Below are 21,076 nucleotides of genomic sequence, written 5' to 3'. Positions count from 1 at the left end.
GGTAGGGCCCCGGGGGGCCCGGACACCGGGCTGGCCGAAGGCCAGGGCCCCGAAGGGGCGCGGGGCTGTGTCGACGTGCGGCTCCGCCGCGCGGGCGCGCCCAGCCACGACGGCGCCGCGGTCGGCCGGCGACGCATCGCGACACTTCCAGCGGAGCGCTCAGCCGAAGGCCGGGCGCTCGGGGTCGAGGGCGGCCAGGCCCTCGGCCGGGCTCGACGCCTCGGCGAAGTGGCGGCGCGGGATCCGGCCCGCCCGGTGGGCCAGCCGCCCCGCCTCCACGGCGTGCCGCATCGCCCCCGCCATCAGCTCCGGCTCCTGGGCTCGGGTGACGGCCGAGGCGAGCATCACCGCCGCGCACCCCAGCTCCATGGCCAGCGCGGCGTCCGACGCCGTGCCCGCGCCCGCGTCCAGGATCACCGGCACGGTGGCGCGCTCGGTGATCAGCTGGAAGTTGTGCGGGTTGCGGATGCCGAGCCCGGAGCCGATCGGGGAGCCGAGCGGCATGATCGCGGCGCAGCCGACGTCCTCCAGCTTCCGGGCCAGGATCGGATCGTCATTGGTGTACGGCAGAACCGTGAACCCGTCGTCCACCAGGATCTCGGCCGCGTCCAGCAGCTCGATCGGATCGGGGAGCAGGGTGCGCTCGTCGGCGACCACCTCCAGCTTGACCCAGTCCGTGCCCAGGGCCTCCCGGGCGAGGCGGGCGGTGAGCACGGCCTCACCGGCGGTGAAACACCCGGCGGTGTTGGGCAGCGGGCGGATCCCGTGCCGGTCGAGCACGGAGAGCACCGACCCCTGCACCGTGGGGTCGAGCCGCCGCATCGCGACGGTCGTCAGCTCGGTGCCGGAGGCCAGCAGCGAGCGCTCCAGGATGTCCAGGCTGGGTGCGCCGCCCGTGCCCATGATCAGCCGGGAGCCGAAGTCGGTCCCGGCGATGGTCAGCGGGTCGGGCGTGGCGAGCGTCGCGTGGTCGGCGGCGTGGTCGGCGGCGCGGTCGGCGGCGCCGTGGGCCGTCGTGGCGTCGGGGGCGGTGGTGACGGCGGCCGGGGTGGCCTGGGTGGTCGCGGTGGCCGGGGTGGTCGTGGTGGGAGCCATGGTTGGGATCAGCCTCCTTGGACCGCGGTGAGGACCTCGACGCGATCACCGTCGCCGAGCGAGGTCGCGGACCACTGGGTGCGCGGGACGACCGTCTCGTTGACGGCGGCGGCGACACCCGAGGGTGCCTGGGTGAGGGTCGCGACGAGCCGGTCGAGCGTGGTGCCCTCGGGCACTTCGCGAGGCTCGCCGTTGACGGAGACGGTCATGTGTGCTGCTCCTGTGCTGGGGAGTGCGCGGCGCCGGGGGCACCGGGAGAGGGAGTCGCCGAGGGAGCCGTGAAGCGCCGCGGGCTGAACGGCCGGGCCTCCGGGGGGAGTTCTCCGCTGGTGAGGGCTTCGGCCATGACATCGCCGGTGATCGGGGTGAGAAGCACGCCGTTGCGGAAGTGGCCGCTGGCCACCAACAGCCCCGGCAGCGCGGTCGGGCCGAGCATCGGGGCGTTGTCGGGGGAGCCGGGGCGCAGCCCGGCGGACGTCTCCACCAGCGGCAGTTCGGTGATGCCGGGTACCACCTCATGGGCGTCCCGCAGCAGTTCGTACACCCCGCCCGCGGTGACCGTGGTGTCCCAGCCCAGCTCCTCGCTGGTCGCGCCGATGACCAACTCGCCGTTCTCGCGAGGCACCAGGTAGACCGGCGCGCCGCGCACCACGGCCCGTACGGTCCGGGAGAGGAACGGCGCGTACCGCTCGGGCACCGACAGCCGCACCACCTGCCCCTTGACGGGCCGTACGGGCGGCAGGACGTCCTCGGGAACGCCCGCGAGCCGTCCGCTGAGGCTGCCCGCGGCCAGTGCGGTCCGCTCGGCGGCCAGGCGCGTGCCCCCGGTCAGCTCGACCCCGATGGCGCGGTCGCCGTCCAGCAGCAGCCGTTCCGCGCGGTCGCGGTGGAAGGCGACCCCGGCCCGCTCGCACGCGGTGAGCAGCGCCGCGGTCAGCCGCCGTGGATCCACCTGGTGGTCACCGGCGACACGCAGCCCGCCGTGTACGCCCGGCGCGAGCATCGGCTCCAGACGACGGCATTCACGCCCCGACAGCCACTCGGACTCCAGCCCGAGCCCCTGCTGGAAGGTGTGGAGCTCGCGCAGATGGGCGCGGTCGTCGGCGTCGAACGCGACGGCGAGCGTGCCGCACGCACGGTGGCCCACGTCCTGGCCACCGGCCTCCTCGAGCTCGGCCACGAAGTCCGGATAGCGGCGTGCGGAGGCCATGTTGAGGCCGAGCAGGGTCTGCTCGCCGTAGTGCAGTTCGGTGACGGCCGCCAGCATCCCGGCCGCGACCCAGGCGGCTCCGCCGCCGGGCGCGGGGTCGACGAGCGCGGTGCGCAGCCCGCGCTGGGCCGCCCGCCAGGCCGTGACCAGCCCGATAATGCCGCCGCCGATGACGAGGGCGTCGTAGCGTCCGCCGGGTGGCGACCCGCCTGATGTACGAGGTCCGTGACCGTGACCGTGGTCGTGACTGTGGTCGTGACGGTGACCTGGTGCGTGCGTGGACACGCTGCCCCTCCCTTCGCCGGCATGACCCGGATCAGGTTCGTACGGTCGGAGGCCGTCCCAGCCTCCCTCTCAGCCCGGTCCGCCCGGGCTCCCGCGAGTGCTCTGTCCCGCCACCCTAGTACGTGCCCCGAATAGCCCGAAAGACCGGCCGTACACCAGGAAGCCCAACCCCGGCGGCTCCCCATTCAGCCCCGGCGGTTCCCATTCCAGCCCCTCCGGCGCTTGAGGAGCGGGGTCCGGGGCGGAGCCCCGGCGGGGGCCGAGGGGGCGGAGCCCCCTCGTTTCGGGAAGGGGCGGGGTGGGGGCTCACCGCCGAAGGCGCCCACAACCCGCACCCCGCCCCCGACCCCCGCCCAACCCTCGCCCACCCCCCTCCGACCCCCCGCTCTGTGTCCGACCTCTCGTAAGCCGCTCTCCAGTCCGCCCCACCAGCCGCAATACAGTGATCGTGTGAGCGATGAGACGACGACGAAGCCGTCCTCGAACGGCGCCGGTCAGCGCGTGGTGATCGTCGGCGCGGGCATGGCGGGGGTGCAAACCGCCGTCGCGCTGCGCGAGCACGGCTGGACCGGGGAGATCGTCCTGCTGGGCGCGGAGCCCCACCAGCCCTACGACCGCCCCCCGCTGTCCAAGGCCGTACTGCTCGGAAAGGCCGAGGGCTCGACGCTCGACGTGGACTTCGCCGGGCTCGGCATCGGGCTGCGGCTCGGCGTCGAGGTCACCGGCCTGCGCCCGGACAAGCGACAGGTCGAGACCGCGACCGTCCAGCTCCCGTATGACGTCCTGGTGATCGCCACCGGCGCCGAGCCGATCCCGCTGCCGGGCAGCCTGCCGGCCAGTCTGCCCGGCAGCGAACGAGAGCCCGGCGTCCATCTGCTGCGCACCCTGGACGACGCCCAACGGCTGCGCCCGGTACTCGCCCGGCAGCGCGAGATCGCGGTCGTCGGGGCGGGCTGGATCGGCGCGGAGTTCGCCACCGCGGCGCGCGAGGCGGGCTGCGCCGTGACCGTCGTCGAGGCCGCCGACCGGCCGCTGGCGGGCGCGCTCCCGGCCGAGGTCGCGGCCCCCATGGCGGCCTGGTACGAGGACTACGGCGCCCGGCTGGTCACGGGCGCCCGAGTGGCCTCCGTCGACGAGAGCGGGCTGCTGCTCGGCGACGGCACCCGGCTGCGCGCGGGCGCGGTGGTCGTCGGGATCGGGGCCCGGCCCGCCACGGACTGGCTCGCGGGCTCGGGCGTGGAGCTGGCCGAGGACCGGTCCGTCGCCGCCGACGACCGGCTGCGCGCCTCCGCGCCGGACGTCTACGCGGTCGGCGACTGCGCCTCCTTCCCGTCCGCCCGCTACGGAACGCGACTGCTGGTGCACCACTGGGACAACGCGCTCCAGGGCCCGCGCACCGTCGCCGCCAATGTGGTGGGGAGCCGGACGGCCGCTCACTTCCCCGGTGTGGTGTACGACCCGGTGCCGTACTTCTGGTCCGAGCAGTTCGGGCGCTTCGTGCAGTACGCCGGGCACCACTCGGAGGCCGACGAGCTGGTCTGGCGCGGCGATCCGGCCGGTGCCGCCTGGTCGGTGTGCTGGCTGCGCGAGGGCGCCCTGGTCGCCCTGCTGGCCGTCGGCCGTCCGCGCGATCTGGCCCAGGGGCGCAAGCTGATCGAGCGCGGCGCCCGGCTGGACCGGACGCGGGCCGAGGACCCCTCGGTGCCGCTGAAGTCGGCCGTCCTCTGACCGGCGGGCCGACCGCCGATCGGCCGTCGGCCGGGGCGCCCGGGGCGGGCCGGGCGCCCCGTGCGGCGGACGCCCGGCTACCCACTGTCAGTCCCAGATGGCAGGCTTGTTCCGTGACCGAGATTGACGCAAAGATCGATGCTCTCGTCCCCGCCTGGCTCACCCTCCCCGACGTCGCCGAACGGCTGGGGGTCGAGGTGACGCGCGTCCGGCAGCTGGTCAAGGAGGGCCAGCTGATCGCCGTGCGCCGTGGCGAGAACAGGGTCCTTCAGGTGCCCGAGGAGTTCATCGGTGACGGAAAGGTCGTCAAGGGCCTCGTGGGGACCTTGACGCTTCTGAAGGACGACGGCTTCAGCGACGAAGAGATGCTGGAGTGGCTCTTCACCCCCGACCCAAGCCTGCCCGGCACCCCGGCGCGGGCGCTGAGCGAGAATCGCGGTACGGAAGTGAAGCGGCGCGCCCAGGCCCTCGCCGTCTGAACGCCGTCTGAACACCAACTGACGCCTTCAGCGCCCAGCCTTCCGTGGCTTTTCGCACCTGACCGCACCCTGATCGCACCTGGCGTACGGGCCGCGATCCACTCACGGCCCGTACGCCGCCCGACCCTCCGGGGGGACCCATGTCCACCGCCGCCACCGCCACCACCACCGCTCGCGAGCGGCTGGCCGACGCCCGCCTCTATCTGTGCACCGACGCCCGGAAGCGCCAGGGCGATCTGCCGGAGTTCCTGGACGCCGTCCTGGGGGCGGGGGTGGACATCGTCCAGCTCCGGGACAAGGAGATGGAGGCGGCCGAGGAGCTGGAGCGCCTCCAGGTCTTCGCGGACGCCTGCCGACGGCACGGCAAGCTGCTGGCCGTCAACGACCGGGCCGACATCGCGCATGCCATCGGCTCGGATGTGCTCCATCTGGGCCAGGGCGACCTCCCGGTGGCCGCGGCGCGCGCGATCCTCGGCGAGGACGTGCTGATCGGGCGCTCCACCCACGCGGAGGCGGAGGTGGACGCGGCGGCCGTCCAGCCCGGTGTGGACTATTTCTGCACCGGCCCCTGCTGGCCCACCCCCACCAAGCCGGGCCGCCCCGCCCCGGGGCTGTCCCTGGTGCGTTACGCCGCCGCGCTGGGCACGGAGCGTCCGTGGTTCGCCATCGGCGGAATCGACGCCTCCAACCTGGACCAGGTCCTGGAGGCGGGCGCCCGCCGCATCGTCGTGGTCCGGGCCATCACGGCCGCCGACGACCCGGCGGGGGCGACGGCCGAACTGGCGAAGCGGGTCCGCATGGCGGCCTGACCGGGACGCGATCCGACCGGGGCGCGGCCCGCCCCGCGGCCCGGCCCGGCTTTTCACCTGGGCTTCACCCACCTTTCATCCGGCCCGGCCCGCCCGCCGGTCGAAGGCGTACGGAACTGTCCGCACTGCGGACAGAAAGCTGGCAAAACCCCCATATCTCCGAGGCCGGGTGGGCGTAGCCGAGCCGGGTCGATAGCCTGCACATATGGCCCTAGGCACCGCTTCCACCAGGACCGATCGCGCCCGAACCGTGCGCGATCTGCTCGCGTCGGGCGAGCAGTCGTATTCCTTCGAATTCTTCGCCCCCAAAACGGCGAAGGGCGAGCAGACGCTGTGGAACGCCATCCGCAGGCTGGAAGCCGTCTCGCCCACCTTCGTCTCCGTGACCTACGGAGCCGGCGGTTCCTCCCGCGAGGGCACCGTGCGTGCCACCGAGCGCATCGCGACGGACACCACGCTCACCCCCGTCGCCCATCTGACCGCGGTCAATCACTCCCGGGCCGAGCTGCGCAACATCATCGGGCAGTACGCCGGCGCCGGGATCCGGAACATGCTGGCCCTGCGCGGCGACCCGCCGGGCGACCCCATGGGGGAGTGGATCCAACACCCCGACGGTCTCACCTACGCCGCCGATCTGGTCCAGCTGATCAAGGAGTCCGGCGACTTCTGTGTCGGCGTGGCCGCGTTCCCCGAGATGCACCCCCGCTCGACGGACTGGGACACCGACATCCGTCACTTCATCGACAAGTGCCGCGCGGGCGCCGACTTCGCCATCACGCAGATGTTCTTCTACCCCGAGGACTATCTGCGGCTGCGCGACCGGGTCGCCGCAGCGGGCTGTACGACGCCGATCATCCCTGAGATCATGCCGGTCACGAACGTCAAGCAGATCGAGCGGTTCGCGCAGCTCAGCAATGCGGCGTTCCCGCCCGAACTGGCTGAGCGGATCCTGGCGGTGAAGGACGACCCGGCGGCTGTACGCTCGATCGGGATCGACTACGCCACGAAGCTGTGCGCGCGGTTGATGGCCGAGGAGATCCCCGGGCTGCACTTCATTACCCTGAACCACTCCACGGCGACGCTGGAAATCTACGAGAATCTGGGACTGCATCAGCGGTCCTGACGACGGCAGCCGACGGGCGGCCGCATTGAGAGGGGCGGGCATGGGCTGGACGGTCCTCTACATCGCTTTCGGCGTCGTCGCGCTATGGCTGCTGGGAGAGGTCCTCCTTCAGTACAAGGCGCGGCTCCGCTGGCGGCTGTTGGCCTTCGTCGGCTTCCTGGGCGTGGTCCTCGGTGTGCTGATCCCGTCGGTTCCGGTGATCGGTGCGGGCGCGATCGCCTTCGCCGTCGGCCAGACGTATGTGACCCTCTCCTTCCGCCGCGGTTTCGCCGCGGGCTGGGCCCTGAGCGGCGGGCTGCCGGGGCTGCTCGGGCGCGAGGGGAGGAGCGTCTGGCCGGACGACGCGGACAAGGAGCCGATCCTCGAGGTCTCCGACCTGGAGGCGGTCCCGGCGGCGCGGCCGGAGCCGCCCGCGTACCAGCCGGAGCCGCCCACCTACCAGCCGCAGCCGATGCCCGACGACACCGGCGAGTACGGCGTCTACGAGGAGCCGTCCCCCTTCACCCCGGCCTCGGGCGCGTACAGCGAGGCGACGGCGGACGGCTACAGCGCGTACGAGACGTACGGCGGCTACGGCGCGCAGCAGGACCACAGCCAGGGGCAGGGCCACAACTACGGCCAGGACGTCTACGCGGACCAGATGGGCCAGGCCGGGCAGTACGGCTATGGGAACGAGGCGTACGCGGCGTACGGCCAGGACCCGTACGGCGGCGCCCAGCCCCAGGCCCAGCCCTACGACCAGCAGCCTTACGACCAGCAGGGGTACGGCCAGCAGCAGTACGCCGACCAGTACGCGGCCTACGGCCAGCAGGATCCGTACGGCGGGACCTACGGCGGCGGCGACCACTGGGCGGCCGAGGCCGGCTACCCCTCGCCGGACCCGGCGTACGACGTGACGCAGTCCGGCGGGCCCTGGGTGCCGCAGCAGCGCGAGGGCGACGCCCCGCCCCCGGCGGACCAGCAGGCGTACCCGTACCAGCAGCAGGGCCAGAACCAGGGCTACCCCCAGGGCTTCGACGAGCAGTACCGCTACTGAGCTCGGCCGACAGGTGGGTGCCGCTCCCGGAAGCGGCACCCACCCGTGCGTCCCCGGGGCCCACGCTGCTGGTTTCCCGGGCCCGCGCTACGGCTGGGACGCGCCGCCCAAGCGCGCGTTACGGCTGGGACGCGCCACCCGAGTCCGCGCTACGGCTGGGACGCGCCGCTCTGGCCCGCGTTACTGGGAGCCGCGCCAGTCCCCGCCCTCGACGATCAGCCCGGCCACCAGCGCGCCCGACATCCCCGCGTGGGCGAGCCCGCCGCCCGGATGGGCCCAGCCGCCCGCCAGATACAGACCCGGTATCCGGGTGGCATTGGCGGGCCGCAGAAACGCGCCGTCCGCCCCGGCGAGCACCGGGCCCGGAACGCCGCCGCCCCGGGCGCCCGTCTCCGCCGCGGTGTCGGCGGGGGTGCGGACCTCATGCCACAGCAGCCGCCCCCGCAAGTCCGGTATCGCGGCCTCGGCGGCCGTGATCAGCCGCTGGGCGTCCCGCTCCGCCGCCGCGCCGTCCGTCCAGTCCACCGGGCCGTGCGGGGCGACGACGGCGGTAAGGGTGACGGCCTCGTGCTCCGCGTCCGGGCGCACCGTGGGGTCGTCCGGACGCAGCACGGTCACCGTGGGGCGGGGGCAGGGCTCGCGGAGCCCCTGGCCGTCGCCGAAGACGGCGGCCAACTCCGCGTCGCGGTCCGGGGCGTGGACCACGGTGCGGTGTGCGGTGTCCTCGGGGCGGGCTCCGCGCAGCGCCAGAAAGACGGTCAGCCGCCCCGGGGCGCCGCCGCCCGCGCCCGGCTCCGGCCGCACGTCCCCCTCCCGCCAGGGCCGCTGCCCGCCGAGCAGTGGGGGAAGCAGCGCGGGGTCGATGCCCGAGACCACCGCGTCGGCCTCCGCGACGGTGCCGTCGGCCAGCTCCACACCCGCCGCACGGCCGTCCTTCTCCACGATGCCGGTGACCTCGGCATCGAAGTGGAATTCCACTTTCCGCTGACGGCAGCGCTCGTGGAGGGCGTCGGCGAGCGCCCGCATCCCCCCGCGCACGTACCAGGTGCCGAATGTCTGCTCGACGTAGGGCAGCACGGTGGCCGCGGCGGGGGCTGATCGCGGGTCCAGGCCGTGCGCCAGCGCATGGCTCTCCAGGAGGGCCACGGCGCGCGGATCCCCCAGCTCACGGCGGGCCACCTCGGCGAGCGTGGGCGGCCCGGCGGTGCCGCCCCGGCGGAACAGCCCGCCGAGCCGGCCGCGCCGCACCGGGGCGGCCGGATAGGGGTCGCGGCCCAGAACCCGCCAGTCGGCGCGCAGCGGCTCCTCCAGGAGCGGCCTGCGGGTGGCGTCCCACACCTCGCGCGCCCGGTTGACGAGATCGCTCCAGCGCTCGCCCGCGCCCGCGCCGAAGGCGCCGTCCAGCGCCCGGAGCACCCCGGCCCGCGAGGCGTTGGGCAGCCGGACGTCCGTGCCGTCCGCGAAGAGGTGCCGGCTCGCCGGGTCGACCTGGACGAGCTCCACGCTCTGCTCCAGGGTCTGCTTGCCGGTCTTCACGAACAGATCCCGGTGGACGGCGGGCAGATGCAGCAGCCCCGGGCCCGTGTCGAAGCGGAAGCCGTCCCGCTCGAAGCGGCCGACCCCGCCGCCATGGGTGCGCCCGCGCTCGTACACCACCACCCGGTGGCCCGCCACGGCCAGCCGGGCGGCCGCCGCCATGGCGCCCATCCCGGAGCCGATCACCACAATCCGTGCCATGACCGCGACTTTATCCGCCCCCACCGACAGCCGGGTCACCGTGCCTGGGGACGAACGCGCAGAGCTGAGTACGCGTACTCAGCCGGGGAGATGAGTAGCCGCGCGGATGGGCCGCCACCTGCGCGGACGGGAGAGTGGAGCACACGGAAGGGCACGCGCCGCACCGCCGGCACGGGGCGGCGGAACGGCGCGGGCCCGGACGAAAGGTGGGAGTCACCGGGAGTCTCCGGACCAGGAGCCTCCAACGGGGGAAGTACGGGGGAGTTACGGGGGGAGGCGCTGTTCCGGTCAGGCCGACGAAAGTCGATCTGCCGGAACAGCGCCTTCTGCTTTCACCCCGAGGCCACGGTCCCGCCGACGCGGCCCTGCAACAGCCGTGACAGCGCCGCGTGCACATCCTCCAGCGACCGCTCCGGCTGATAGGACTGCCAGTCCAGCGCGGCCACCAGCACCATCCCGAACAGCGCCGAGGCCGTCAGCGGGATGTCGATGTCCTCGCTGAGCTCATGCGCGGCCACCCCGGCCCGCAGCTCGGCCTCGATCACCGCTATGGCCCGCTGCCGGACCATCATCAAGGTGGACTGCCAGGCGCGGTTGGTGCGCCACAGCTCGGCCACGTACAGCTGGGTCAGCGACGGATAGCGGGAGATGAAGTCCAGCCCGGCCCGGACCATGGCGTCCAGCGCGTCCACATGGCTGCCGCCGCGCTCGGCGTTCTCGTCGGCGGCGGTCTGGAGCGAGGCGGTCAGCAACTCGATGCCGTGCCGCAGCAGCTCCTCGAAGAGCACGGTCTTGCTGGCGAAGTTGTAGTACACCGTGCCCTTGGCCACCCCGGCCCGCTCGGCGATCTCGTCCACGGTGGTGGAGGAGAAGCCCTGTTCGGCGATGAGGGTGACCGCTGCCTCGAAGAGTTTCTGCCGGGTGGCCTGGCGGCGCGTGCTGCTGCTGTCCATGGCGCCGATTCTGCCCGTTGTCGATGTTATCCCGCTCACAGGCTCAGTTCCGGGTGCAGCCGGTCCACCGTCCACACCTGCCGGCGCCGCGCCGACCACGCGGTGAGCGCCAGGGCGGCCGCGGTGAAACCGAGGAGCACTCCGCAGGCCAGCCACACCGGTCCGAGCCCGCCGCCGGTGATCAGCCGGCGCAACCCGTCCACCACGTAGGTCATCGGCAGGAAGGGGTGGATGGCGTTGAAGAAGCGCGGACTGGTCTGCACCGGATAGGTGCCGCCCGCCGAGGTCAATTGGAGCATCAGCAGGGCCAGTACCAGGATCCGGCCGGCCGGTCCGAAGCGGGCGTTCAGCCACTGCACGATCGCCGCGAAACAGGCCGTCACCAGCATCAGGAAACCGAGCGTGCCCGCGGCCCGCACCATCTCGAGGCCGATCGCCCAGTGCAACACCGCCATCAGGGCCGCCGTCTGGAGCACACCGATCGCGGCGACCGGCAGCCAGCCCGCGAACGCGATCCGCCAGGAGGACGCGCCCGCCGCCAGGGCGCGCCCGTTGAGCGGCTGGATCAGCATGTAGGCCACCATCGCGCCGACCCACAGGGAGAGCGGGATGAAGTACGGGGCGAAGCCCGTGCCGTAGTTGGGCGCCTTGTGCAGCGCCTGGTTCACCAGCCGCACCGGATCCGACATCACCTCCGTACGGGCGTCCCGGTCCTGCTTGCCGTAGTCGGGGATCTTGGCCGCGCCGTCGTGCAGACCGCCGGAGAGCTTCCCGGAGCCGTCCACGAGCCGGTACATCCCGCCGCCCAGGGTGTCCGCGCCGCCGCGCGCCTTACCGACGCCGCTGTCGAGGTCGGAGGCGCCGGTCCTGGCGGTGCTCAGCCCGGTGTGCAGGGTTCCGGCGCCCTTGGCGACCTTCCGCGCCCCGGAGTTGAGGGTGTTGATCTTCCGTACGGCGGAGTCGAGGTCGGTGTCCAGGTGCGGGGCGTTGTGCGCGAGCCAGAGCGCCTGGTCGTGCAGATCGTCCAGATGACCGCCGAGGGCGTCGAGTTGGCCGGTGTGGTCCTGGACCAGCTTGTCGACGTCCTCGGCCACATCGGCGGCGGTGTCGGCCGCCGCCACCGACTTCTTCAGCGCGGGGCAGTCCGGGTCAGTGGGCACCGCGCCCCCGCAGCGGGTCCGGTAGTCGGCGGCGAGGTCGTCGGACGCCTTACGGGCCTTGGTGGCCGCCGTGGAGGTCTTCTCCGGCAGGGTGTCGAGGTTGTCGGACGCCTTCTGGGAGGCGTCGGCGACCAGTTGGGAGATGTCCCCGATCTCCTTGCCGTGCTCCTTGAGGAACGGGCGGACCTTGGCCGCCACGTCGTTGACCTTGTCGGACAGGGACTGGGTGCCGTCGGCGACCCCGCCCGCGCCGGTCTCGAGCGTCCCGGAGCCCTTGTAGAGCGTGCCGAGCCCGGACTTCAGATCGCGGCTGCCCTCCTTGGCCTTCGCCAGGCCCTTGGCGAGGTCGTCAGCGCCCTTCTTGGCCTTGCCGATGCCCTTACCGAGCTTGTCGGCGCTGTCGGCGGCCTTCTCCGTCTCGCCGTGGATGTCGGCGAAGGAGATGAAGATGTTGTCGTAGAAGCCGCGGGACGCCTTGGTGGAGGCCGCGGCGCGCACCTCGGAGAAGACCGAGCGGGAGATCTGGCCGACGATGTAGTTGTTGGCGTCGTTGGTGCGCACCTTGAGGGCGCCGGTCTCCGGGGACTTCCCGGAGCTGGAGGCGATCTGCCGGCTGAAGTCCGGGGGGACGGTCAGCGAGAGGTAGTACGTGCCGTTCGCGACGCCCTTACGGGCCTCGGCGGCGCTCGTGGGGTGCCAGTCGAAGGTCTCGCTGCCGAGCAGCTTGCCGGTGATGTCGTCGCCCGCGGTGAGGTGCTCGCCCTTCACGGTGGCGCCGGTGTCCGAGTTGACGAGGGCGACCGGGATCTTGTTGAGCTTGCCGTACGGATCCCAGAAGGACCACAGGTACAGCGCGCCGTAGAGCAGCGGCAGCAGGAGCAGGGCGGCGAGCGCCGCGCGCGGCAGCTTGCCCCTCCCGAACCGCTTCAGCTCAAGCGCGGCGAGTTTCGGCGAGCGCATCCGCCGACCCCTCCTCGTTCTCGTCGTGTGCGTGTCCTTCGGCGGCGGGCGCGTCGGCCTGCTGGGTCCGGCGCGCCTTCTCGCCGTTTCCGCCCTTCTCGCCGTTCTCGGCGTTCTCGGCGGCGCTGGTGCGCGCGGTGCGGACCACGACCGCGCCGGGCGGGGCCTGGCTGCACACCGCGAGGACCGTGGTGCCGTCCTCCGCGATCTCCCGCAGCAGCGCCCAGGCCCGCTCGCGATCGTCGTCCGAGAGCTTCAGGTCGGCGTCGTCGACGGCCAGCAGCCGCGGCCGGGCGATGAGCGCGAGCGCGATCGACAGCCGCAGCGCCTCCAGCCGCTCCAGGTCCCGTACGGCCGTACGCGGCCCCTTGGGCAGCGTGTCGAGGTCCAGCCCGGCGGCCGTGAGGGCGGCGTCGATCCCGGCCCGGGACGTGGCGGTCCGCTCCCGGCGTCGGCGCAGCAGCCCGCGCGGGGAGTCGGCGAACCGGCGCCGCAGCAGGGCCCGCTCGCGCAGATGCTCGGCGACCGTGAGCGCCGGGTCGAGCTCGGTGACGCCCGGCACATGCGCGAGTGCGCTGATCCGGCGTATGCGCGCCATCTGTTGGGGCACTCGGAAGCCACCGACACCGCCGTGTCCCTCGGTGGGGCGCATCCGGCCGGTGAGCGTGAGCAGCAGGGAGGTGCGGCCCGAGCCCGACGGGCCCTCGACGGCGATCAGCGCACCCGGGTCGGCGGCGATGTCGGCACCGCGGAACGCCCAGCCGTGCGACCCCCTGACGCCGAGTCCCTCGGCCGTCACCGCCGCCCCGGTCTCCGCCTCTGGGGTGCCCCCCACACAGATCACTTCCTTGATTTTTGAACTGACTGGTCAGTGCAAAAACCAGTATGGAGCATGGCCGGGCGGGGCGTGGCATCGGGGGTGTTCGCGCTGGTCAGGGCCGATTGTCAGTGGTGTGCCCCACGATGGCCCCATACGGCGGTCGCTTTACCACACGAGCGGCCGCCACGCGACGACAGGAGGTTCGTCATGGCCAGTACCGCCGCAGCGCGCCGGCACCGTGCCGCCGCCCCTGCCCCCTCGTTGACCGGTCCCGCGAGCGATGTTCACCCCGTGCTGCGCCGCGCGTCCGCCCCACCCGCCGCCGCGGCCCTGCTCACCCAGGCCCATGAGGGGCTGGAGGAGGCCGCCGCGCTCGAGACCGCCAACGAGCGCTTTGCGACCGCACATCTGGCCGCCCTGCGCACGGCCGCCGCCGTGCTCGCCGTGCGCGGCCGCCCCGAGCCCACCGCGCGCCGCCGCGCCCGGATCCGCAGCGCCTGGGAGGTGCTGCCCGAGGTCGCTCCCGAACTGGCCGAGTGGAGCGCCCTGTTCGCCTCCGGCGCCGATCGCCGGGCCCGCGCCGAGGCGGGGATACAGGGCGCCGCGAGCCCGCGGGACGCGGACGATCTGCTGCGCGCCACCGCGATGTTCCTGCGTCTGGTGGAGCGCATGCTGATGCTCCAGCCCGCCCTGCCCCACCAGAGGCCGGACGACGAGCCGGGCCCGTCGGGGGCCTGAGGGGCGGCCGGTATCGGCGCGGGGGGCGCTCCGATATGGGTGTGGGAGGCGCTCCGGCATGGGCGTCGGAAGGTGCTCCGGCATGGGCGTGAGGGCGGCCCCCGTACCCGCGCTGGGGGTCGTCCGGGGTCCGCGTGGGAGTGGTCCGGCACCGCGCGGGGACGGTCGGGTGTCCGCTGGGGGCGGTATCCGTGGGTGGCGCCGGTCCGCCGGCCGCCTCGGCGCGGCCCGCCCCACGGAGGCAATAGGCTGGGAGCGCCGACGTTCAGCAAGCCGTCGTCACCGCCTACGGGCAGTGGCGGCACCGCGCCGAGGAGCCACCCGCCGTGTCAGACCCGCAGCGCCCCCGTGCGTCCCTCCGTACCGCCGTGGTCTGGGAGGTCCTGAAAGACGCCCTGGACCGGCGGGCCAAGGCCGCGGGCCGGGAGCCCGCCGGGGGCGAGGCCGTGCACGGCGCGCTGGACGTCCTGGACACCGGCGGCGGCAGCGGTAATTTCGCCGTCCCCGTGGCCCGCCTCGGCCACCGCGTCACCGTGGTCGACCCGAGTCCGAACGCGCTGTTCGCGCTGGAGCGGCGGGCCGCCGAGGCCGGGGTCGCCGACCGGGTGCGCGGGGTCCAGGGCGATGCCCACGGGCTGTTCGACGTGGTCGAGCGCGGCGGTCACGACGTGGTGCTCTGCCATGGCGTCCTGGAGTACGTGGACGACCCCGCCGAGGGCCTGCGGAACGCGGCGGCGGCCCTGCGCCCGGCCGGGACCCTCAGCGTGCTCGCCGCGGGCCTGGGCGGCGCCGTGCTGGCCCGCGCGCTGGCCGGTCACTTCACCGAGGCCCGGCAAGCGCTTACCGACCCCGAGGGCCGCTGGGGCTCCGGGGACCCGATGCCGCGCCGCTTCACCGAGGACCAGCTGTCCGGGCTGGTGCGCGCGGCCGGTCTGGAGATCGCCGCGGTGCACGGGGTGCGGGTCTTCGCCGATCTTGTCCCCGGGGTGCTCGTGGACACCGAGCCCGGGGCGCTGGACGCCCTGTTGCAGCTGGAGGAGGCCGCCGCCGAGCTGCCCGCCTTCCGCTCCGTCGCCACTCAGCTGCACGTTCTCGCCGAGCGGGACTAGAGCGCTCCTCCCGCCCCGTCCGACGACGGGCGGCGCAGGTGGAGTCGGCCACAGGAGACCCGATCGGCCGCCCGGCGCCGTATGATCGGGGTACACCGTCCGGCATGGCCAATCGGCGGGAGGGGAATGGACGTCTCAGCGTCAACTTTCGCCACGCCCGAAGGGGTGGGCGAATTGGCGTTGAGGGGCGGGTTTCACGGGGGCGATTCCCTGCCTATCCTGAAAGGGTCGCACCCGGTCGCCCCCCGCGACCGACGAGTAGGAGGACTCCGTGCCGCTCTCGGAGCACGAGCAGCGCATGCTCGAGCAAATGGAGCGAGCGCTGTACGCCGAAGATCCCAAGTTCGCGACAGCGCTTGAGGGAAGCGGCCTGCGAACGTACACCCGGCGACGGGTCTACCAGGCGGTCGCGGGTTTTCTGGTGGGCATCGCACTCCTCATGGTCGGGGTGATCGTTCCCCAGATCTGGATCAGCGTGGTGGGCTTCCTGATCATGCTGGGATGCGCGGTGCTCGCGGTGACCGGTTGGCGCAAGGCTCCCAAACCCGGTGAGGCACAGCGCGGCGGGGCGGCTCCCCGCCGTCAGGGCCGTCAGCGCCGTTCGATGATGACACGCATCGAGGAGCGGTGGCAGCGGCGCCGTGATGAGCAGGGCCACTGAGAATTCACGGATGAGCGGTTGAGGGGCGGTCGCCGACTGGCGACCGCCCCTCAACCGTGCGGTGCGCTGCTGGGGCACGGCCCTTGGACCGTGCCGTAGCTCACGGCCGAGCCCCCGCGCCATGCGCGGGGGCTCGGTCACAGGCGCTCAGGGCCGCCCGGGGATCAGTTCTCCTGCTGGCCGCGCGGGGTCCGGAGCTGGGAGGCCCAGCGGGCCCAGCGGGGCGCCCCCCACCGCTCGACCAGCGCCGACCAGCGCTGTCCCGCCGCCCACGCCAGCTGGGCCGCGGACCGCGGGGCCAGCAGCGCCCGCAGCCGCTCCCGCCGCCCCGCCTTGGCCCGGAATCCGGCCAGTACCAGCCGGACGTCGTCAGCGACGCCCGTGACCGGGCGCGGCCGCGGTGCGTACAGCGCCTGCTCGACCGCCTCGGCCACCCGCCGCGCCGCCCGGGCCGGTTCGTCGTCGAGCCCGGCGATCCGCACCATCCGGGCCACCGCTCTGCGCGAGGTCAGCGAGTCGTCCGGCAGTACGCCGAAGTCCCAGGCCGAGTCGGTGAGTTCACGCCATGCGGCGAGCACCCGGTCGGCGGCGTCCTGCTCGGTGCGCCCGCCCGAGCCGTTCAGTCTGCGGGTCCGTGTCCGCCGCCGCCACAGCATGGGCAGCAGGGGCACCACGGCCAGCAGCACCGCCAGCGAACTCCAGCTGGTGACCTTGGTGGCCGACCAGCCCCCGCCCGAGGCGCCGTTGTCCGGCTGCTGGGCCGCGGCGCCGCCACAGGTGCCCAGCTTCTTCATGTCCGGGGGGCAGCTGTCGGACGCGGTCGGCGCGGCCGTCGGCTCGGAGGTCTCGGTGGGCTCGGTCGTGGGCTCGTCGGTCGGGGTGCCCGAGGGCGTCTGCTCCATCGTGTAGTCGGGCTGGGTGCCCCGGCTCGGGGTGGGCTCGAAACGGGTCCAGCCCACGCCCTCGAAGTACAGCTCGGGCCAGGCGTGCGCGTCCTTCAGACCCACCGACACCGAGCCGTCCGCCTGGGCGGTGCCGGGGGTGAACCCGACCGCGACCCGCGCCGGAATGCCCAGCGTCCGGGCCATCGCCGCCATCGAGAAGGAGAAGTGGACGCAGAAGCCCTCCTTCTGCTTCAGGAACCGGACGATGGCGGCCGAGCCGCTGCCGGACTGCACCTGGGTGTCGTAACGGAATCCGCCGTTCACCGCGAACCAGTCCTGGAGCTTGACCGCCTTCTCGTACGCGTTCGCCGCGCCGGCGGTCACCTCCCGCGCCGTACGGGCCACCACGGACGGCAGCGAGTCCGGCACCTCGGTGTACTCACTCCGCAGCCGGGAGGGCGGTGCCGGGGCGGCCGCCAGTTGGTCGGCCGTCGGCTCCACCAGCAGGCTGGTGACCCGGTAGCGCGCGCCCCGGGTGGTCTGGCCGCGGTCGCCGACCAGCGTGCGGCCCTCCGGCTCATAGCGCCAGCGCCCGTCGATCTCGACCCTGGAGGCGGGGTAGGGGAGGGGCAGCCAGTTCTGCGCGTACCAGTCGGCGGCCGAGATCGAGGTGTCGATCGAGGAGACCCGGACCGAGGGGCCGAGCCCGGTGGGCGAGGGAAGCTGACTGGGCACATCGGTGACATGCCGCTCGGACGACTTCCACGAGGTGCCGTCGAACCGGTCCAGCGCCACGATCCGCAGATAGAGGTCCTGGGTGGTCTGCGAGGATGTGCGATAGCGCAGCACCTCCTTGTTCTCCGGCTGGTTCAGGCTGTCCTGGAGCGACACCAGCGGGTTGACCGCCGAGATCGTGCCGCCGCCGCTGCCCGCCCCGCCGCCGCCGCCCTGCCGGTCCAGCAGCCCGCCGTCCAGGGAGGGCAGCACCGCGGGCACCGCGAGCGCGATACCGAGCGCCAGCACGCCGATCCTGCGGCCGGTGCGCACCGGGGCGAGCGCCGGGCTGCCTCCCGCCCCGGCCAGGCCCGATGGCGGCATCCCCGCCGGATGCGGGGCTCCGCCGCTGAACACCCGGCCCCACTGGGACAGCCGGTCCCGGCCCTCGGCCAGGAGCAGCAGCAGATAGCCGGCCGCCGCCAGCAGGAACCACAGCCAGTCGCTCCCGTCGTCGGACAGACCGGCCGCGACCGAGTAGAGCGCGAGCAGCGGAAGCCCGGCGGGGGCCGCGCTGCGGTAGGTGACCGCGAGCGCGTCGACCACCAGGCCGATCACCAGCACCCCGCCCACCAGCATCAGCCGGATGCCGTCGGTGAGCGGTGCGGGGATCGCGTACTGCCCCACGTCGTCGGCGCCGTCGCGCAGCAGCAGCGCGAACTCGTGGAGCGCCTGCGGGCTCGGCAGCAGCCCGCCCAGCGCCTGGTCGTGCGCGAAGACCAGGGTGAGCAGCAGCAGCGTCACCACGGCCTGTGCGGCCAGCGTCAGCGGGCGGGCCAGCGGCACCCGGCGGGCCGCCACGCCCGCGGCGCTCTGGACCGTCAGCAACAGGACGGCCTGCAACAGCCAGCTCGCCGGATCCACCAGCGGCAGCAGCGCACAGGCCGCCGCCACCGTGGCCAGCGCCGCGCATATCGCGAGCCGAACGCTTCCACTCATGCCCAGCTCCCTGTCATGCCGCCGACCGCGCGGCTTCCGGCGTCCGCCCGGGTGGCGCCCTGGGCGTCGGCCTGCCGCCACAGCTGCGCCAGCGAGGCCCCGGGGCCGACCGGCAGCGCCGTCCACCCCGCCTCGCGCAGCCGCCGCAGCCGGTCCTCCAGCTCCTGTGTGCTGCCGAGCTCCGCCCCGCGCGACCAGGCGGCGCCGTCCAGCACAAAGGCCAGCGCGGCCGTGGTGCGGTGGCGCATCCGGGCGGCCATCGCCGCCTGCTCCTCGTCCAGATCGCCCAGGAAGGCCACCAGCAGCCCCTCACCGCCGCCGCGCAGCACCTCATAGGCGGGCGACAGCCCTCCGCCGTCGGAGTGGTCCACCACGGCGAGGGTGTCCAGCATCAGCCCGGCCGTCTCCGCCGAGTCATGGGTGGAACCGGCGAAGCCGCCTCCGCCGTCCGGGCCGGGCACCGAGCTGCCGGTGTCGGTCAGCAGCCGGACCGCGTAGCCCCGCTCCAGCAGGTGGACCGCGGCCGAGGCCGCCCCGGAGACCGCCCATTCGAAGGCCGAGTCCGGCCCGGAGCCGTAGTGGGCGGTGCGCCGGGTGTCCAGCAGCACCGTGCAGTGGGCCCGCTGCGGCTGCTCCTCCCGGCGGACCATGAGCTCCCCGTAGCGCGCGGTGGAGCGCCAGTGCACCCGGCGCAGATCGTCGCCTATGCGGTAGCCGCGCGGGATGACGTCGTCCTCACCGGCCAGCGCCAGCGAGCGGTGCCGCCCGTCCCCGTACCCCGCGGCCTCGCCGGTCAGGCGCACCGGGGGCAGCGGCTCGACGCGGGGCACCACCGTGAGCGTGTCGTAGGCGCTGAAGGCGCGGGTGAGCTCGCACATCCCGAACGGATCGCTCAGCCGCAGCTGGAGCGGGCCCAGCGGATAGCGGCCGCGCAGATCGGAGCGGACCCGGTAGGACACCTCGCGGCGGCCGCCCGGCTCCACCCGGTCCAGTACGAACCTCGGGCGCGGCCCCAGCACATAGGGCACCCGGTCCTGGAGCATCAGCAGCCCGGTGGGCAGCCGCGAGACATTGTCCATCCGCAGGTGCACCCGGGCCTCGGAGCCCGCGGGCACCCGCGCGGGCGCGAGCCGTCGGCTGCCCGCCACCCGGTACCGGGTGCGGTAGACCACGGCCACGCAGACCAGCGGCAGGGCTGCCAGCAGCAGCCCGACCCGCAGCAGATCCGCCTGGCCCAGGACATAGCTGCACACCGCGGCGGCCACCCCGGCGGCCAGGAAGGAACGGCCGCGGGTGGTCAGACCGGCGAGGGCGGCCCGCAGCCCGCCCGGCTGCTCGCCGGCGCCGGGCCCCTCCGGGCCCATGCCCGTCCCCCCTGCGGTCATCACAGCCTCCGCGCGCCCGGCTGCTGCCGTCCGAAGTCGGCCGGGGGCATGGGTGGCATGGGGGGCATCCCGCCCGCGCCGCGCTGGGCGGAGGTGGGCACCGGGGTGCGCTGCACGATGTCCGCGACGACCTGCTCGGAGGTGCGGCGGTTCAGCTGGGCCTGCGCGGTGGGCAGCAGCCGGTGGGCCAGCACCGCGACGGCGAGGGTCTGCACATCGTCCGGCAGTGCGAAGTCCCGCCCGGCCAGCGCGGCCGACGCCTTGGCGGCCCGCAGCAGATGCAGCGTGGCGCGCGGCGAGGCGCCCAGCCGCAGATCGGGGTGGTTGCGGGTGGCGGCCACCAGCTCCACCGCGTAACGCCGGACGGCCTCGGCGACGTGCACCGAGCGCACCGCCTCGATCAGCTTGACGATCTCATGGGCATGCGCCACGGGCTGTAGGTCGTCCAGCGGGGAGACCCCGCCGTGGACGTCCAGCATCTGGAGCTCGGCCTGCGGGCTGGGGTACCCGATGGAGACACGGGCCATGAAGCGGTCGCGCTGCGCCTCGGGCAGCGGATAGGTGCCCTCCATCTCGACCGGGTTCTGCGTGGCCACCACCATGAACGGGTTGGGCAGCTCATGGCTCTCGCCGTCGATGGTGACCTGGCGCTCCTCCATCGACTCCAGCAGCGCGGACTGGGTCTTGGGCGAGGCGCGGTTGATCTCGTCGCCAATCACGATCTGGGCGAAGATGGCGCCCGGTTTGAACTCGAACTCCTTGCGCTGCTGGTCGAAGATGCTCACGCCGGTGATGTCGGACGGCAGCAGGTCCGGGGTGAACTGGATACGCCGCACGGAGCAGTCGATGGACCGGGCGAGCGCCTTGGCCAGCATGGTCTTGCCCACGCCCGGGACGTCCTCGATCAGCAGATGCCCCTCGGCGAGCAGCACGGTCAGCGAAAGCCGTACGACCTCGGGCTTGCCCTCGATCACACCCTCCACCGACCTGCGGATCCGATCCGCTGTGGTGGTCAGATCGCTGAGGCTCGCTCGCTCGTCATAGGTCGTCACCCGGCCCTCCTCGGCCCGTTCTCAGGGCCGTTGCCCTCGGAACGGACCGGCCCACCGCAAACGCTGACATCGGACCCCCGCGTGGTTGCGGGGGACGATGTCACCTATGCATTCTTGCGGTCTCCGCGGCCTCGCGTCA

General features: G+C 73.6%; 18 protein-coding genes and 1 riboswitch. Of the genes, 8 read left to right on the top strand and 10 right to left on the bottom strand.

From position 1 onward, the window contains the following. Positions 1 to 159: 159 nt before the first annotated feature. From ACJX2R_RS16240 to thiO, 3 genes are all read right to left on the bottom strand, one after another. A complete protein-coding gene (locus ACJX2R_RS16240; protein WP_413105872.1) occupies positions 160 to 903 on the bottom strand; it encodes a thiazole synthase in 744 nt (247 codons plus the stop codon). Positions 904 to 1,103: 200 nt separating this feature from the next. After that, positions 1,104 to 1,304 carry a sulfur carrier protein ThiS gene (thiS, locus tag ACJX2R_RS16235; protein WP_020872049.1) on the bottom strand — a complete coding sequence of 67 codons (201 nt, stop codon included), beginning with the start codon at positions 1,302 to 1,304 and terminating at the stop codon, positions 1,104 to 1,106. After that, positions 1,301 to 2,476, bottom strand: coding sequence for a glycine oxidase ThiO (gene thiO, locus ACJX2R_RS16230; RefSeq protein ID WP_413105871.1), 1,176 nt, complete (start codon positions 2,474 to 2,476; stop codon positions 1,301 to 1,303). Before thiO ends, thiS begins: the two co-directional genes overlap by 4 nt. Positions 2,477 to 2,581: 105 nt before the next feature. Beyond that, positions 2,582 to 2,695, bottom strand: a riboswitch (TPP riboswitch). Positions 2,696 to 3,112: 417 nt separating this feature from the next. Between thiO and ACJX2R_RS16225 the strand changes: the two genes are divergently transcribed. The 5 genes from ACJX2R_RS16225 to ACJX2R_RS16205 all read left to right on the top strand — a co-directional run bounded on the left by ACJX2R_RS16225 (position 3,113) and on the right by ACJX2R_RS16205 (position 7,765). Then, entirely contained in the window at positions 3,113 to 4,318 is a 1,206-nt protein-coding gene (locus ACJX2R_RS16225; protein ID WP_413105870.1) for an NAD(P)/FAD-dependent oxidoreductase, read from the top strand. Positions 4,319 to 4,431: 113 nt separating this feature from the next. Beyond that, positions 4,432 to 4,797: an Rv2175c family DNA-binding protein gene (locus tag ACJX2R_RS16220; protein WP_037949046.1), complete on the top strand. Its 366-nt coding sequence runs from the start codon at positions 4,432 to 4,434 to the stop codon at positions 4,795 to 4,797. 140 nt (positions 4,798 to 4,937) lie between these two features. Next, entirely contained in the window at positions 4,938 to 5,606 is a 669-nt protein-coding gene (thiE, locus tag ACJX2R_RS16215) for a thiamine phosphate synthase (protein WP_413100680.1), read from the top strand. A 205-nt stretch (positions 5,607 to 5,811) separates the two neighbouring features. Then, entirely contained in the window at positions 5,812 to 6,729 is a 918-nt protein-coding gene (gene metF / locus ACJX2R_RS16210; protein ID WP_262701432.1) for a methylenetetrahydrofolate reductase [NAD(P)H], read from the top strand. A 40-nt stretch (positions 6,730 to 6,769) separates the two neighbouring features. Then, on the top strand, positions 6,770 to 7,765 hold the full coding sequence (locus ACJX2R_RS16205; protein WP_413100679.1) for a hypothetical protein: 996 nt from the start codon (positions 6,770 to 6,772) through the stop codon (positions 7,763 to 7,765). A 180-nt stretch (positions 7,766 to 7,945) separates the two neighbouring features. Here the strand turns inward: ACJX2R_RS16205 and ACJX2R_RS16200 are convergent, their stop codons facing one another. From ACJX2R_RS16200 to ACJX2R_RS16185, 4 genes are all read right to left on the bottom strand, one after another. Next, positions 7,946 to 9,502, bottom strand: a complete 1,557-nt coding sequence (locus ACJX2R_RS16200; RefSeq protein ID WP_413100678.1) for a phytoene desaturase family protein — start codon at positions 9,500 to 9,502, stop codon at positions 7,946 to 7,948. A 332-nt stretch (positions 9,503 to 9,834) separates the two neighbouring features. Continuing rightward, positions 9,835 to 10,455, bottom strand: coding sequence for a TetR/AcrR family transcriptional regulator (locus tag ACJX2R_RS16195; protein WP_413100677.1), 621 nt, complete (start codon positions 10,453 to 10,455; stop codon positions 9,835 to 9,837). 35 nt (positions 10,456 to 10,490) lie between these two features. Beyond that, positions 10,491 to 12,575 (bottom strand): YhgE/Pip family protein, encoded by a 2,085-nt coding sequence (locus ACJX2R_RS16190; protein ID WP_413100676.1) that lies wholly within the window; start codon positions 12,573 to 12,575, stop codon positions 10,491 to 10,493. Next, positions 12,547 to 13,410 (bottom strand): ATP-binding cassette domain-containing protein, encoded by an 864-nt coding sequence (locus ACJX2R_RS16185; protein WP_413100675.1) that lies wholly within the window; start codon positions 13,408 to 13,410, stop codon positions 12,547 to 12,549. Before ACJX2R_RS16185 ends, ACJX2R_RS16190 begins: the two co-directional genes overlap by 29 nt. Positions 13,411 to 13,602: 192 nt before the next feature. Here ACJX2R_RS16185 and ACJX2R_RS16180 point away from each other — a divergent pair, with 192 nt between their 5' ends. From ACJX2R_RS16180 to ACJX2R_RS16170, 3 genes are all read left to right on the top strand, one after another. Further along, positions 13,603 to 14,133 (top strand): SAV_6107 family HEPN domain-containing protein, encoded by a 531-nt coding sequence (locus tag ACJX2R_RS16180; protein ID WP_413100674.1) that lies wholly within the window; start codon positions 13,603 to 13,605, stop codon positions 14,131 to 14,133. 326 nt (positions 14,134 to 14,459) lie between these two features. Continuing rightward, positions 14,460 to 15,242, top strand: a complete 783-nt coding sequence (locus ACJX2R_RS16175; protein ID WP_413100673.1) for a methyltransferase — start codon at positions 14,460 to 14,462, stop codon at positions 15,240 to 15,242. A 271-nt stretch (positions 15,243 to 15,513) separates the two neighbouring features. Further along, positions 15,514 to 15,903 (top strand): DUF3040 domain-containing protein, encoded by a 390-nt coding sequence (locus tag ACJX2R_RS16170; protein WP_262701424.1) that lies wholly within the window; start codon positions 15,514 to 15,516, stop codon positions 15,901 to 15,903. Positions 15,904 to 16,067: 164 nt separating this feature from the next. Here the strand turns inward: ACJX2R_RS16170 and ACJX2R_RS16165 are convergent, their stop codons facing one another. The 3 genes from ACJX2R_RS16165 to ACJX2R_RS16155 are packed head-to-tail and all read right to left on the bottom strand — an operon-like array spanning position 16,068 to position 20,937. Continuing rightward, positions 16,068 to 18,500 (bottom strand): transglutaminaseTgpA domain-containing protein, encoded by a 2,433-nt coding sequence (locus ACJX2R_RS16165; protein WP_413100672.1) that lies wholly within the window; start codon positions 18,498 to 18,500, stop codon positions 16,068 to 16,070. Next, on the bottom strand, positions 18,497 to 19,885 hold the full coding sequence (locus tag ACJX2R_RS16160; RefSeq protein ID WP_413100671.1) for a DUF58 domain-containing protein: 1,389 nt from the start codon (positions 19,883 to 19,885) through the stop codon (positions 18,497 to 18,499). The genes ACJX2R_RS16165 and ACJX2R_RS16160 overlap by 4 nt, the downstream gene beginning before the upstream one ends. Next, complete coding sequence (locus ACJX2R_RS16155; RefSeq protein ID WP_262701421.1) at positions 19,885 to 20,937, bottom strand: AAA family ATPase; 1,053 nt, start codon at positions 20,935 to 20,937, stop codon at positions 19,885 to 19,887. The genes ACJX2R_RS16160 and ACJX2R_RS16155 overlap by 1 nt, the downstream gene beginning before the upstream one ends. Positions 20,938 to 21,076 lie beyond the last annotated feature (139 nt).

This window comes from Streptomyces sp. Inha503, from assembly GCF_047215865.1.
In the GTDB taxonomy this organism is placed as follows: domain Bacteria; phylum Actinomycetota; class Actinomycetes; order Streptomycetales; family Streptomycetaceae; genus Streptomyces; species Streptomyces lycopersici.
The sequence above is the reverse complement of the archived record's forward strand: the minus strand, read 5'-3'. Positions and strand labels throughout refer to the sequence as shown.

Bases quoted from the DNA above. Each gene is read 5' to 3' on its own strand.
- ACJX2R_RS16240 (WP_413105872.1), bottom strand. From the start codon at position 903: ATGGGCACGGGCGGCGCACCCAGCCTGGACATCCTGGAGCGCTCGCTG.
- thiS (WP_020872049.1), bottom strand. From the start codon at position 1,304: ATGACCGTCTCCGTCAACGGCGAGCCTCGCGAAGTGCCCGAGGGCACC.
- ACJX2R_RS16225 (WP_413105870.1), top strand. From the start codon at position 3,113: ATGGCGGGGGTGCAAACCGCCGTCGCGCTGCGCGAGCACGGCTGGACC.
- thiE (WP_413100680.1), top strand. From the start codon at position 4,938: ATGTCCACCGCCGCCACCGCCACCACCACCGCTCGCGAGCGGCTGGCC.
- metF (WP_262701432.1), top strand. From the start codon at position 5,812: ATGGCCCTAGGCACCGCTTCCACCAGGACCGATCGCGCCCGAACCGTG.
- ACJX2R_RS16205 (WP_413100679.1), top strand. From the start codon at position 6,770: ATGGGCTGGACGGTCCTCTACATCGCTTTCGGCGTCGTCGCGCTATGG.
- ACJX2R_RS16200 (WP_413100678.1), bottom strand. From the start codon at position 9,502: ATGGCACGGATTGTGGTGATCGGCTCCGGGATGGGCGCCATGGCGGCG.
- ACJX2R_RS16195 (WP_413100677.1), bottom strand. From the start codon at position 10,455: ATGGACAGCAGCAGCACGCGCCGCCAGGCCACCCGGCAGAAACTCTTC.
- ACJX2R_RS16190 (WP_413100676.1), bottom strand. From the start codon at position 12,575: ATGCGCTCGCCGAAACTCGCCGCGCTTGAGCTGAAGCGGTTCGGGAGG.
- ACJX2R_RS16180 (WP_413100674.1), top strand. From the start codon at position 13,603: ATGGCCAGTACCGCCGCAGCGCGCCGGCACCGTGCCGCCGCCCCTGCC.
- ACJX2R_RS16165 (WP_413100672.1), bottom strand. From the start codon at position 18,500: ATGAGTGGAAGCGTTCGGCTCGCGATATGCGCGGCGCTGGCCACGGTG.
- ACJX2R_RS16160 (WP_413100671.1), bottom strand. From the start codon at position 19,885: ATGACCGCAGGGGGGACGGGCATGGGCCCGGAGGGGCCCGGCGCCGGC.